This window comes from Mesorhizobium sp. ISC11, assembly GCF_037162595.1.
Lineage (GTDB): Bacteria > Pseudomonadota > Alphaproteobacteria > Rhizobiales > Rhizobiaceae > Mesorhizobium > Mesorhizobium ciceri.
Genome location: NZ_JAVSPW010000001.1, coordinates 4427044 through 4439691 on the forward strand (window position 1 = coordinate 4427044; position 12648 = coordinate 4439691).

General features: G+C 63.0%; 14 protein-coding genes and 1 pseudogene. 9 read left to right on the forward strand and 6 right to left on the reverse strand.

Annotated features, from left to right (window positions below; all coding sequences use genetic code 11):
* Positions 1 to 95 precede the first annotated feature (95 nt).
* Positions 96 to 1115, forward strand: coding sequence for a LacI family DNA-binding transcriptional regulator (locus tag RPF88_RS21485; protein WP_013528458.1), 1020 nt, complete (start codon positions 96 to 98; stop codon positions 1113 to 1115).
* A gap of 33 nt (positions 1116 to 1148) precedes the next feature.
* On the opposite strand, the gene RPF88_RS21490 is transcribed toward RPF88_RS21485, so the two are convergent.
* From RPF88_RS21490 to RPF88_RS21500, 3 genes and pseudogenes are all read right to left on the reverse strand, one after another.
* Positions 1149 to 2150, reverse strand: a complete 1002-nt coding sequence (locus RPF88_RS21490; protein WP_337123165.1) for an LLM class flavin-dependent oxidoreductase — start codon at positions 2148 to 2150, stop codon at positions 1149 to 1151.
* 68 nt (positions 2151 to 2218) lie between these two features.
* On the reverse strand, positions 2219 to 3388 hold the full coding sequence (locus RPF88_RS21495) for an AI-2E family transporter (protein ID WP_337123166.1): 1170 nt from the start codon (positions 3386 to 3388) through the stop codon (positions 2219 to 2221).
* A gap of 117 nt (positions 3389 to 3505) precedes the next feature.
* Positions 3506 to 4566 (reverse strand): annotated as a pseudogene (locus RPF88_RS21500) (LLM class flavin-dependent oxidoreductase).
* A gap of 278 nt (positions 4567 to 4844) precedes the next feature.
* Between RPF88_RS21500 and RPF88_RS21505 the strand changes: the two are divergent.
* Positions 4845 to 5273, forward strand: coding sequence for a DUF6481 family protein (locus RPF88_RS21505; RefSeq protein WP_013528462.1), 429 nt, complete (start codon positions 4845 to 4847; stop codon positions 5271 to 5273).
* Positions 5274 to 5410: 137 nt separating this feature from the next.
* On the opposite strand, the gene sugE is transcribed toward RPF88_RS21505, so the two are convergent.
* Both sugE and RPF88_RS21515 read right to left on the reverse strand, forming a co-directional pair.
* Positions 5411 to 5725: a quaternary ammonium compound efflux SMR transporter SugE gene (gene sugE / locus RPF88_RS21510; RefSeq protein WP_013528463.1), complete on the reverse strand. Its 315-nt coding sequence runs from the start codon at positions 5723 to 5725 to the stop codon at positions 5411 to 5413.
* A 205-nt stretch (positions 5726 to 5930) separates the two neighbouring features.
* On the reverse strand, positions 5931 to 6056 hold the full coding sequence (locus RPF88_RS21515; RefSeq protein ID WP_013528464.1) for a hypothetical protein: 126 nt from the start codon (positions 6054 to 6056) through the stop codon (positions 5931 to 5933).
* A gap of 312 nt (positions 6057 to 6368) precedes the next feature.
* Between RPF88_RS21515 and RPF88_RS21520 the strand changes: the two genes are divergently transcribed.
* The 3 genes from RPF88_RS21520 to RPF88_RS21530 all read left to right on the forward strand — a co-directional run bounded on the left by RPF88_RS21520 (position 6369) and on the right by RPF88_RS21530 (position 8736).
* Entirely contained in the window at positions 6369 to 7178 is an 810-nt protein-coding gene (locus tag RPF88_RS21520; protein ID WP_127368434.1) for a transglutaminase-like domain-containing protein, read from the forward strand.
* A 126-nt stretch (positions 7179 to 7304) separates the two neighbouring features.
* The gene (locus RPF88_RS21525; protein ID WP_337123167.1) at positions 7305 to 8270 is read left to right on the forward strand and encodes a cation diffusion facilitator family transporter; all 966 of its coding nucleotides are present in this window, start codon (positions 7305 to 7307) and stop codon (positions 8268 to 8270) included.
* A gap of 61 nt (positions 8271 to 8331) precedes the next feature.
* Complete coding sequence (locus RPF88_RS21530; protein ID WP_013528467.1) at positions 8332 to 8736, forward strand: GFA family protein; 405 nt, start codon at positions 8332 to 8334, stop codon at positions 8734 to 8736.
* Between the two features lie 20 nt (positions 8737 to 8756).
* Here the strand turns inward: RPF88_RS21530 and RPF88_RS21535 are convergent, their stop codons facing one another.
* Positions 8757 to 10028: a DNA recombination protein RmuC gene (locus RPF88_RS21535; protein WP_024502080.1), complete on the reverse strand. Its 1272-nt coding sequence runs from the start codon at positions 10026 to 10028 to the stop codon at positions 8757 to 8759.
* A gap of 103 nt (positions 10029 to 10131) precedes the next feature.
* Here RPF88_RS21535 and def point away from each other — a divergent pair, with 103 nt between their 5' ends.
* From def to RPF88_RS21555, 4 genes are all read left to right on the forward strand, one after another.
* Positions 10132 to 10662, forward strand: a complete 531-nt coding sequence (def, locus tag RPF88_RS21540) for a peptide deformylase (protein WP_064992801.1) — start codon at positions 10132 to 10134, stop codon at positions 10660 to 10662.
* A gap of 47 nt (positions 10663 to 10709) precedes the next feature.
* Positions 10710 to 10973: a hypothetical protein gene (locus RPF88_RS21545; RefSeq protein ID WP_013528470.1), complete on the forward strand. Its 264-nt coding sequence runs from the start codon at positions 10710 to 10712 to the stop codon at positions 10971 to 10973.
* A 116-nt stretch (positions 10974 to 11089) separates the two neighbouring features.
* The gene (gene fmt / locus RPF88_RS21550; RefSeq protein ID WP_337123168.1) at positions 11090 to 12043 is read left to right on the forward strand and encodes a methionyl-tRNA formyltransferase; all 954 of its coding nucleotides are present in this window, start codon (positions 11090 to 11092) and stop codon (positions 12041 to 12043) included.
* A complete protein-coding gene (locus RPF88_RS21555; RefSeq protein WP_013528472.1) occupies positions 12040 to 12546 on the forward strand; it encodes a GNAT family N-acetyltransferase in 507 nt (168 codons plus the stop codon). The genes fmt and RPF88_RS21555 overlap by 4 nt, the downstream gene beginning before the upstream one ends.
* Positions 12547 to 12648: the final 102 nt, after the last annotated feature.

The following is a 12648-nucleotide window of genomic DNA, read 5'->3' on the forward strand; positions in this document are numbered from 1 at the left end:
AGGATTCCGTACGTATTGGCCGGCAAGGGTGGCGAAACGTTTCGAAAATGACAGCATCAGGGCAAAAAAAACACCGGAAATCCACCGCGCCCACCATGCTTCATGTGGCTGAAGCGGCGCGTGTTTCTGTCGCCACCGTTTCGGCGCTGATCAATGGCACGGCGACGGTCAGTCCGGAGCTTAGCCAGCGCATCGAACAGGCGATCCGCGATATCGGCTACAAGCGCAACGCGATCGCCCGCAGCCTGAAGATGGGCACGACCCGCACGATCGGACTGACCGTGCCGCACATCACCAACCCATTCTTCACCGATGTCGTCTCGGTCATCCAGCAGGCCTTCGACCGGGCCGGCTATGCCGTCATGCTGTGCTGCACGGACGAGGATTTGAATACCCAGGACGATCAGATCAAGCTGCTGCTCGACCGCATGGTCGACGGGCTGATCGTGGCGCGCGTCGGCGACGGCGCGATCCTCAAGCGGATCGTCGACGACGCCAACGTGCCGGTGGTGCTGCTCGATCGTATCTGCAAAGGCGTCGACACCGATGCCGTGGTGCTGGACAACCAGCGCGCGGTGTTCGACGCCATCACCTATCTGATCAATCTCGGCCACCGGCGCATCGGTTACATCACCGGCACGTCGGACATTTCGCCGATGCATGATCGCATGGCGGGATATCGCGAGGCGCTTCACGCCGCCGGCCTGCCGATCGCGGAGGAGTTGATCCGCTTCGGCAATTTCCACGAGATCGACGGCTACAACGCGACCATGCAGATGCTGTCCTCGCACGATCGGCCAAGCGCGATCTTCTCGGCCAACAACCCGATGGTGATCGGCACCATGAAGGCGATCCGCGACATCGGCCTGTCCTGCCCGGAAGACATTTCAGTTGCCTGCTTCGACGACTTTCCATGGTCCGACGTGTTTCAGCCGCAGCTGACCACCGTCGCGCAGCCGGTGCAGGCGATCGGCGAACAGGCGGCCAATCTGCTTCTCGACCGTCTCGCCGGCAACAGGGACGCGCCGCCGCGCAAGCTTTTGCTCAAGGGCCGGCTGATGATCCGCAATTCATGCCGCCCGCTCGGGGCGATTGCGCAGAGCGTGAGCGCATAGTTTTTCGCCCAGCATATATCGTACCAGAACTTCTCAGGCCGCCTGCGACAGCGATTTGTGCGCCTCGGCCAGAATCTCGAACGACCGCACCCGCGCCGCATGATCAAAAATCTGCGCGGTGACCATCAGCTCGTCGGCGCCGGTGCGGCGCACGAAGGCGTCGATGCCTTGCCGCACCGTTTCCGGGGAGCCGACGACGGCGCAGGACAATGCCTGGCCCAGCATGGTCTTTGCCATCGGATCGAGATCGCGGTCATAGTTCTCGACAGGTGGCGGCAGCCGTCCGGCCCGGCCGGTGCGCAGATTGACGAAAGCCTGTTGCAGCGAGGTGAACAGCAAACGAGCCTCGGCATCGGTGGGCGCGGCAAAGACGTTGAGGCCAAGCATGACATGCGCCTTGTCGAGCTGCTCGGAGGGCTGGAAGCGCGAGCGGTAGACATCCAGCGCGTGATCCAGATCCGCCGGCGCGAAATGCGAGGCGAAGGCATAGGGCAGGCCGAGCATGGCGGCAAGCTGCGCGCCGTAGAGGCTGGAGCCGAGGATCCAGACCGGCACGCCCTGGCCTTCGCCGGGCACGGCACGGATGCGCTGGCCTTCCTCGGCCGGCTGGAAATAGCCCATCAGCTCGACGACATCCTGCGGGAAATTGTCGACCCCGGCCTCGAGATTGCGGCGCAAGGCGCGGGCGGTACCCATGTCGGTGCCGGGCGCCCGGCCGATGCCGAGATCGATGCGGCCCGGATGCAATGCGGCCAGCGTGCCGAACTGCTCGGCAATCACCAGCGGCGAATGGTTGGGCAGCATGATGCCGCCAGCGCCGACACGAATGGTCTTGGTGCCGCCGGCGACATGGGCAATGACGACGGCTGTGGCGGCACTGGCAATACCCGGCATGTTGTGATGCTCAGCCAGCCAGAAACGCTTGTAGCCCAGGCGCTCGGCATGACGGGCAAGATCGAGCGAATTGGCCAGCGACTGCGAGGCATCGCTGCCTTCGACGATCGGCGACAGGTCGAGAACGGAAAGGTCGGTCATGGGTGGGATCCTGTGTCAGGAGCGCATGTAGGAAGCATCCGGCGGCGCCGCAAATTCAAAAATATTGATCAGCCTTTGACAGCTTCGGGGTCGGCGATGTCGTCCTCCTCGACGACAACCGCGTGCTGCGCGGCGAGAAAATTGCCGACATGGCTGAGCCCATCGAAATGATCGCAGAACACCTTGATGACGACCAGCAGCGGCACCGCCATCAGGGCGCCGACGAAACCCCACAGCCATGACCAGAAGGCGATGGCGATAAAGATCGCCACGGCGTTGATCTCGAGGCGCCTGCCGACCACCATCGGCGTCACGAACTGGCCTTCGACGATGTCGCACAAGATCACGAAGGCCGGCGCCAGAAGCGCGTAGAAGATGGTATCGAAGCTGATCAACGCCATGACCGTGACAAGCACGATGGTGATCAGTGCTCCGACATAGGGCAGGAAATTGAGCAGGGCGGCAGCAACGCCCCAGACCAGCGGATTGGGCACGCCGAGCGCCCAAAGACCGAGAGCGATGACCGTGCCGAGGCCGGCATTGATGATGGTGACGGTGAGCAGATAGTGCGAGATTTCGCGTTCGACGTCATAGACGACGCGCAGCGCCCGCTTCTTTTCGCTGAGGCTGGCGAAGGACTGGATGATCTTTTCATAAAACATCGTGCCGGAGGCGAGCAGGAACAGCGACAGCACGAAGATAATGGTGAGGCCTGTTCCCGCCGACAGGATGTTGCTGGCGGCCGCCGACAGGATGCCGGACTGCGCTACCGCCACCTTCTGAATGCCCGACTCCTGCGAGGTCTCGGTCAGTTGTTCGATCTGATGCGAAATCTGCATGATCTTCTCGAGCGGCTGTCGCAATTGCGCCAACCGTTCGGTGAGCTTCTGGCCGATCGACGAGGTGTTGTTGATAAGATCGATTATCGGGCCACTGAGCAGATAGCCGGCGGTGGCGAACACACAGAGGGACAACAGCACCAGAAGGGTTGCCGAGATCACTTCCGGGATACCGTGCTTGCGCAGCAGCCGGACGATCGGCGTCAGCGTCAGCGCCAGCAGGAAAGCCAGAAGCACTGGCATGAAAAAGGCGCGGGCGAAGTAGAGCGCGTAGATGGCCATGAACAGGAAGATGCCGATCAGCAACGAGCGCATCAGACGCGTGTCGGCGCGAGCCGCGGCACGCGATTCCGGTTCATCGGAAACGTCCTGACCCCAGGCTGTGGGTTCGGTTTTCATGGTCACCCCTCAAGCCGGCGCCCCTTCGCACGGCAATCGCCTCCATGAAACGCAGAATTACGGGCGAGGGTTCCATGAGCCGGCTTCGGGATTGAGGCCGCTCGCGCCGGCTCCGGGTCAAGCTGCCGGCGACGTGACGGCTGTGGCGGGCTTGGCTGTTTCCTTGCGCACGATCGGCGCCACCCTGGTGCCGTAGAGTTCGATCGCCTTCATGATCTTGGCGTGCGGCATGGTGCCGATCGCCATCTGCAGCAGGAAGCGGTCATTGCCGAAGATCTTGTGCTGGGCGACGATCTTTTCAGCCACTTGCTCGGGACTGCCGACGAACAGGGCGCCTGTGGGGCCGCGCGACTGGTCGAAATGCGCCCGCGATGTCGGACCCCAGCCGCGCTCGCGGCCGATGCGGTTCATCACCTCCGCCTGCGGGCCGTAGAAATCGTCGGCCGCCTGCTCGGTCGTCTCGGCGATGAAGCCATGCACGTTGATGCTGGTGGCAAGGCCCGCCGGATCACTGCCCGCGCGCTTGGCGGCTTCGCGGTAGAGATCGAACAGCGGCGCGAAACGCGCCGGCTCGCCGCCAATGATGGCGAGCGCCAGCGGCAGGCCGAGCGCGCCAGCGCGGGCGGCAGACTGCGGCGTGCCGCCAATGGCGATCCAGACCGGTAGCCTGTCCTGGAAGGGCCGGGGATAAACGCCGCGATCGTTGATCGGCGCACGCAGATTGCCCGACCAGGTGACCTTCACGCTGTCGCGGATGGCAAGCAGCAGATCCAGTTTTTCGGCGAACAGCTCGTCATAATCCTCGAGGTTGAAACCGAACAGCGGGAAGGATTCGATGAACGAGCCGCGCCGGCCATGATCTCGGCGCGGCCGCCCGACAGAAGATCGAGCGTGGCAAATTGCTGGAAAACGCGCACCGGGTCATCGGAAGACAGAACGGTGACCGCGCTGGTCAGCTTGATGCGCTTCGAACGCTCGGCCGCCGCGGCCAGGGCCACGACCGGTGCGGAGGCGGCATAGTCGGGCCGGTGATGCTCGCCGAGGCCGAAGACGTCGAGGCCGACCTGGTCGGCCAGCACGATCTCCTCGATCAGGTTGCGCAGCCGCTCATGCGGGCCGATGGCACCGGGGCCCGGCTGCGGGCTGACGTCGGCGAATGTGTAGAGACCGAGTTCCATTTGATGTCATCCTGGTGTTGGGTTTTCGGGTTAGACGTAGCGACGCCTCAGCCGCGCCGCCAGTGGGGCGGACGGTGAACAGTGCATGTCGGTTTCGGCTCTATCTCTTCGTCGCCATTCCGGACGGAAAACCGCTTCACACTTTTCCTGGAATTGCTCCAAAGGCGTCTCCCGAGTGCAACAGCCGACAATTTCATGGCTGCCATGCCGTTTTGGCGCTTGAACTCTCGGTTTTCGCGCGTATGTAAGCGTCGCGAATTGACTTCAGGGAAGTGGACTTGGCTATCTACAGGGAAAAAGACGTTTTCGAGCGGCGCAATGCCGCAAACGAGGCAAAGAAGGCGCTCCTCGAGCGCTTCAAGGCAAAGCCGGCGGCGGATGATCCCGCAGTGCTGGCGCGGCAGGCTGAACGCAAGGCTATCCTTGCGGCCCGCGAAATCCGCGAGGCCGAAAAGGCCCGGCTGAAGCAGGAGAAGCTGGCACGCGAAGCGGTCGAGAAGGCCGAGCGCGAGGCAGCAGCCGAAGCGGCACGTATCGCCGCCGAGGAAGCTGCACAGGCCGAGGCCAAGATTCGGGAATCCGAAGAGAACGAGCGCATCGCCCGTCTTCTGGCCGACGAAGCCGAACGCAAGGCCAAGCGTGACGCGCGTTATGCGGCACGCAAGCAGCGTACCGGCAGGACGCCTCCGGGCTTCTCCGCCCGCTAGCTCTCGGCTACGGAGCAATCTGCTTCGAGAATCAGGGTCGCTCGCAGCGGCCCTGAACGTGTTTGTCCCATGCATGTCGCCCTGGTCCCGGCTCTGGGAGGACGACATGCGCAAACCAAGAGACCTAAGCGTTACCGTCAGGCGGCGAACTTCAGCCCCATGATGCCGCAGACGATGAGCGCGATGCAGGCCAGCCTGATCGCGGTGGCCGGTTCGCCGAGCAGCCAGATGCCGAGCAGTGCCGTACCGACGGTGCCGATGCCGGTCCACACCGCATAGGCGGTGCCGACGGGCAGCGCCTTCAGCGCCAGGCCGAGCAGAGTGAGGCTGACGACCATCGAGGCAACGGTCAGCACGGTCGGCACCAGCTTCGAGAAGCCATCGGTGTATTTGAGGCCGATTGCCCAGCCGATCTCGAACAAGCCAGCGAAAAAGAGAAGAATCCACGACATCGACAACGCTCCATCAGAGCATCGGACCGAAAAGTGACTTCGGCGTCCGACGATCAGTCAAACAATGGCGGGTCGTCCCGTCCGGATTTGGGGAAGCGCGAGGTCGTCCCCGCCACGCCAATATAAGAATTTCGGGCGCTCGATCAACAGCGACCGGCAACAAGTGTCGCCGGCCGTAATCTTATTGCGAAGTGGATCGCCGGACCTACTTGTCCTTGAGCTTCATCGCCTTGACCGGCGGCGCCTTCAGCGCCGGAGCCGGAGCGGGCTTCTTGGCGTCCTTCTTCGGCTTGCGGGCTTCCTTGCCTGCCTTCATCGCACCTTTAGCCATGATTCGTTCCTCCTGATGTGAGAAGCCAAGTGAAACAAGAGAACCGCCCGACCGCAAGGGGTTAGCGACTGTTGCCGCCGACAGCGGATCGCTTTCAACCGGTTTCTAGAGCAATTCACCGTTTCGCGGAAACAGCGAATTGCTCTAACTCTTTGTTTTGACGCAATTCCGGACGGAAAACCGCTTCACACTTTTCCTGGAATTGCTCTAATTTGCTCGTAAACCATGGCGGTCCGTGCCATGGTCATTTTCGCACTGCAGCATCGACCCGAGCTTCGCCGGGTGATCGTCAGGCAGGCCGTCAGGACGACAATGCGAATCCACATCGGCTGCGAGATGAGCTTCGACTTTCCGCAGGAAACGCCGCTCATCGCGATGCTGAATGTGCACTATTCGCGGGCCTCCGATCTTGAGCGGCCGGATTTCCTGATTTCCAATCCACCGGTGCCGATCGAAAGCTATCGCGACAGTTTCGGCAATTGGTGCAACCGGCTTGTCGCGCCGCCCGGGCGCTTCACCTTCGGCACCGACGCGGTGATCCGCGACCCCGGCACCTTCGAGATGGGCGACCTGATGGCCTGGCAGCACGAGGTGCGCGACCTGCCGGCGGACACATTGCTGTTCCTGCTGCCCAGCCGTTTTTGCGAAAGCGACCTTCTGGCTGACGAGGCGTGGCGGCTGTTCGGCAACACGCCGCTGGGTATTCCGCGCGTGCAGGCGGTCTGCGACTTCGTCCACAGCCACATCGTCTTCAACTACGGCAATGCACGGCCGACGCGCACCGCGGCGGAAGCCTATCGTGAACGGAGCGGCGTGTGCCGCGACTACGCGCATCTCGCCGTCACCTTCTGCCGGGCGCTCAACATCCCAACACGCTATTGCACCGGCTACATCAGCGACATCGGTATGCCGAAGCCATGGGCAAGCATGGATTTCTGCGCCTGGGTGGAAGTCTATCTCGGCGGCCGCTGGCATGTCTTCGACCCGCGCAACAATGCACCGCGCATCGGCCGCATCCTGATCGCCTCCGGCCGCGACGCCGCCGACGTGCCGCTGACCCATATTTTCGGCCCGGGAACGCTTGCCGGCTTCAAGGTGTGGACCAGCGAGATCATCGAGTAGTCGCCGTTTTCCATAGACCGATCTCTCATGGCCGCTGCCGTGGACGACCCGACATTCGCGCGGTGTGATGCCTGTGGAGCTTTAGCGGCCTGGCCGCTAGACTGCGCCTTGAACGGGGCAAATGCCATGGCCGGGCACGGCGGCTCAAAAAAGGTGATCTACGCGGCGCTCGCCGGCAATCTCGCCATCGCGCTGACCAAGTTCGCCGCCGCCGCCTTTACCGGCAGTTCGGCGATGCTGTCGGAGGGCGTCCATTCGCTGGTCGATACCGGCAATGGCGGCCTGCTGCTCTACGGCATGCACCGCGCCGCTCGCCCGGCCGATCGCACGCATCCGCTCGGCCACGGCCGCGAACTCTACTTCTGGAGCTTCATCGTCGCGCTCCTCGTCTTCGCGCTGGGCGCCGGCGTGTCGTTCTACGAAGGCGTGGTCCATATCATGGCGCCGGAGCCGGTCGCCAACGCCAAGGTCAACTATATTGTTCTGGGCCTTTCCTTCCTGTTCGAAGGCAGTTCGTGGTGGGTGGCGCTGAAGGAGTTTCGCCGGCAGAAGGGCAGGCAAGGCTGGCTGCAGGCCGTGCAGTCGAGCAAGGATCCGAGCGTCTACACCGTGCTGTTCGAGGACAGTGCGGCACTTCTCGGCCTGATCGTCGCTTTCGCCGGCATATTGGCGGCGGAACTGCTGGAGATGCCGGAGCTCGACGGCGCCGCCTCTATCGGCATCGGGCTGATCCTTGGCGCGACCGCGATCTTCCTGGCCCGCGAAAGCAAGGGCCTGCTGATCGGCGAGCCGGCGTCGCCCGAGGTGCAGATGAAAGTGTTGGCGATCGTCCAGCAGGATCCGGCGGTGCAGCGGGCGAACGGCGTCCTGACCGTCCATATGGGGCCGACAGAGATCGTCGCCGGGCTCAGCATCGAGTTCGAGGACCATTTGACGGCGCCCGAGATCGAAGCTTGCGTCGAGCGCCTGGAGGCGCAGTTGAAGAAGGAAATGCCGGAGATCACACGGCTGTTCGTCAAGCCGCAGACGTCAGGCACCTGGGAGCAGCGGCGCAGGCTGATCGATTCCGCATCCGATCCTGCCCTGGACTAAAACCGTGCCATTGCCTCACGGCCTTGCGCCGCTAGATTGAAGGGGCTTTGGAGGAACGAAGATGAGAATAGACGGCGGCTGTCATTGTGGCGCCATCACCTACGAGGCGGAGGTCGATCCGGAAAAGACCACGATCTGCCACTGCACGGATTGCCAGCAACTGACTGGCACGGCTTTTCGCCTTACGGTTCCGGCGCCGGAAAGCAACTATCGCATCACCAAGGGCACGCCGAAAATCTACATCAAGATCGTGGCGAGCGGCGCCAAGCGCACCCAGGCCTTTTGCGCCGACTGCGGTTCGCATCTTTACGCCACGTCTGTCGGAGATGGTCCGAAGGTCTATGGAATTCGCGTGGGGACCGCGCGGCAGCGCCAGGATTTGATCCCGACACAGCAGAAATGGCACCGCTCGGCGCTGCACTGGCTGCCTGAATTTCAGGGCATGACCACGTTGGAGGAGCAGTAGCGCCGGTCCGGCACCGCGCCTCAATCGTCGCCTTCGACGACCCTCAGCCTGAGCTGCCCGGTTTTCGAATCGGCAACGCGCGCGCCGGTATCGACCTTGGCGGCGGGACCCCGTGACGCGGCGTCTACGGCGGCATCGCCGTCGGGCTGCGCGCCGAATTCCAGCGCCTCGATCTTCTGGCCGCGCTTGGTGACCTTCGACGTCGAAACCAGTATGTCGTCGATGTCCTTGGCCGACTGGCCGAAATGCACCTGCAGCTTGCGCACCCGCTCATCGACACGCGCAACATCCTCCATCAGCCGGATGACCTCGCCCTGGATCAGGTGCGCCTGTTCGCGCATGCGGGCATCCTTGAGGATCGCCTGGATGACCTGGATCGACAGCATCAGCAGCGACGGCGAGACGATGACGACGCGCGCACGGTGCGCCTTGTGCACGATCGCCTCGAAATTCTCGTGGATCTCGGCGAACACCGATTCCGACGGCACGAACATGAAGGCAGTGTCCTGCGTCTCGCCCTGGATCAGGTATTTTTCCGAGATATCGCGGACATGTATCTCGATGTCGCGGCGGAAGGCCTGCGAAGCTGCCTTCTGCAGATCGGCGCCATCGGCGGCGCGGATGGCGTTCCAGGCTTCCAGCGGAAATTTTGCATCGATGGCCAGCGACGGCGCGCCGTTCGGCATCTTCACCAGGCAGTCGGGCCGGCTGCCGTTCGACAGCGTCGCCTGGAACTCATAGGCACCGTGCGGCAGGCCGTCGGCAACGATCGCCTCCATGCGCGACTGGCCGAACGCGCCGCGCGTCTGCTTGTTCGAGAGGATCGCCTGCAATTGCACGACCTGGCCGGCGAGCGACTGGATGTTGCCTTGCGCGACGTCGATGACCGCCAGCCGTTCCTGCAATTTGGCCAGGCTCTCATGCGTGGATTTGGTCTGCTCGGTCATGGTCTGGCCGAGCCGGCCGGTCATGGCGTCGAGGCGTTGGCCGATCGATTGCGTCAGTTCCGCCTGCCGTGCGCCGAACACTTCCGCAATGGCGCCCATGCGGCCCTGCATTTCGGCCTGGCTTTGCAGAATGCCGGCCATCCGCACTTCCGCATCGCGGGCATGATCGGCGGCTTCCGCGGCCGCCACGGCGCGCGCCTTGGCCGACCGCCACAACGCAATGACCAGCGCCACGAACAGGGCCAGAAACAGCAAAACGCCGAAGGCCAGCGCATGGCCGAGCGTGATCGTTGTGGCGCCAAGCCGGGCGACAGGCTCCGAAAGGATGGTGCTCAAATCATTCATGTGGACAGCATAGACGATTCGCCGCGATAGCACAGATCAAAACGTGAACGCGCCTGATGCCAACCGGTTGACGCGTTTCGCTGGAGGTCTTAGGTGGAACGCCATGCCGATCAAGCCGCTCATCATCCTTCCCGACCCCATCCTGCGCCAGGTTTCCAAGCCCGTAGAGCGTGTCGACGCGCCTTTGCGCAAATTAGCCGACGACATGCTGGCGACCATGTATGATGCGCCGGGCATCGGGCTGGCGGCAATCCAGATCGGCGAGCCGCTGCGCTTGCTGGTGATCGATCTCGCCAAGGAAGACGAGACGCCGGCGCCGCATGTCTTCATCAATCCGGAAATCCTGGAGAGCGCCGACGCGCGCTCCGTCTATGAGGAAGGCTGCCTGTCGATCCCGGATTATTACGCCGAGGTCGAACGCCCCGCCGCCGTGCGGGTCAAATATCTCGACCGCGACGGCAAATTGCAGGAGATAGAGGCCGAGGGGTTGATGGCGACCTGCCTGCAACACGAGATCGACCACCTCAATGGCGTCCTGTTCATCGATCACATCTCGAAGCTGAAGCGCGACATGGTGGTAAAGAAATTCAAGAAGCTCGCCAGGGACAAGGCGCCGGGCAAGCTCGCGGGATAAGGTACGGGAGTCCCCTCCAGGCCTATTGTCGGCAGGATTGCCACCAAATGGAGATGCCGACGGTCGACATGCTGATCAGGGACATTCCTGAGCCTTTGAAGCGCGAGATCGAACTGGCGGCGCGCGAGGTCGGCCAGAGCGTCTCGGACAAGGCCATCGGCCTTCTGCGCAAAGGCATAGTTGCGGAGAGGCCGGCCCGAGAGGAGTCGAGCCTCTCGGCGTGGGCTGCAATTCGCTCGGCTTTCGTATCTGAAAGCGCAATTGGCGATGAATACGCGGAAATCATGGAGAAGATCGAAGCGGAAAGATAGCGCGACGGTCGTCCCGCGACTTCGACGGCCTTGACCTGAAGCTCGTAAACCCGTTTGAAGCGGATGCCTGAGCCGGCACACTGCGCGAGCAAGAAGACAGGATACCAGAAGAAAAAATGCCCCTTCGCGTCATCTTCATGGGTACGCCGGAGTTTTCGGTGCCGACCTTGCGCGCGATCGCCGAGGCTGGCCATGAGATATCAGCCGTCTATACCCAGCCGCCGCGCGCTGCCGGACGACGCGGGCTGGAGCTGACGCCGTCGCCGGTGCAGCGCGAGGCGGAGCGACTGGGCATCGAGGTGCGGACGCCGGTTTCGCTCAAAGGCGAGGCCGAACAGGCCGCTTTTCGCGCCTTGCAGGCCGATGTGGCGGTGGTCGTCGCCTATGGCTTGCTGCTGCCGAAGGCGGTTCTGGAGGCAACCCGGCTCGGCTGCGTCAACGGCCATGCGTCGCTTCTGCCGCGCTGGCGCGGCGCCGCCCCCATCCAGCGCGCCATCATGGCCGGTGACCTGGAAAGCGGCATGATGGTGATGCGCATGGAAGAGGCCCTGGACACCGGTCCGGTCGGGCTGGTTGAAAAGTGCGCCATCGAACCCGATATGACAGCCGGCGATCTGCATGATCGGTTGATGAGTGTCGGTGCTGCCTTGATGGTGGAAGCGCTGGCGCGGTTGGAAGGGAACACCCTGACATTCACCACACAAGCTGTGGATGGGGTGACCTACGCCAAGAAAATCGATAAATCCGAGACTCGCGTGGACTGGACTCGCTCGGCAAGTGAGGTCCACAATCATATTCGTGGCCTGTCGCCCTTTCCAGGCGCCTGGTCGGAGATAGGAATTGGCGGCCGCCAGGAGCGGCTGAAACTGCTTCGCTCGACGCTGTCGCAAGGCCTGTCGCCTTCGGAAGATTTGGGCGAGTCGGGAGGAATTCTCGATGACCGGCTGACGGTCGCCTGCGGGGCAGGCGCGATCAGGCTGGTCGAAGTTCAACGGGCGGGCGGAAAGCCCGCTGCCGCGTCGGAATTCCTGCGCGGGGCCAAGATCGAAAAAGGACTGAAATTCTCATGAGCATGATGTCGATACGCGCGGCAACGCCGCGGGATCGCGAGGCCATCCGCCTCGTCGAGGAACACGCTTTCGGCCAGCAGGCGGAGGCCGGTCTGGTCGACGCGCTGGTGACCGGCGGCGACGCGGTTGCCGAACTGGTTGCGGAAGAGGACGGCCAGGTGGTCGGCCATATCCTGTTTTCGCGGCTGTTCGTCCAGAATGGCGGCAAGACCTTCGCGGCCGTAGCGCTGGCGCCGCTGGCGGTGGAGCCCTCGTTCCATGGCAGCGGCATTGGCGGCGCGCTGATCCGCGAGGCGCATATCCGCCTCAAGGATGGTGGTGAGACGCTGGCCGTGGTGCTGGGCGACCCCACCTATTACGGGCGTTTCGGCTATAGCCACACGCGTGCCGAGAACTTCGAAAGCGAATACCAGGGCGAAGCGCTGCAGGCGCTGGCCTGGGGTGACGCGCCAGAAGCAGGCAGGCTGGTCTACGCCTCCGCCTTCACCGCTCTCGCCGCGTAGAACAGTCAGCCGTTTTCACGGAAACGGCGAACTGTTCTCCTCTTTGTTTTAACGCAATTCCGAACGGAAAACCGTTTCACACTTTTCCTGGAATTGCTCGAG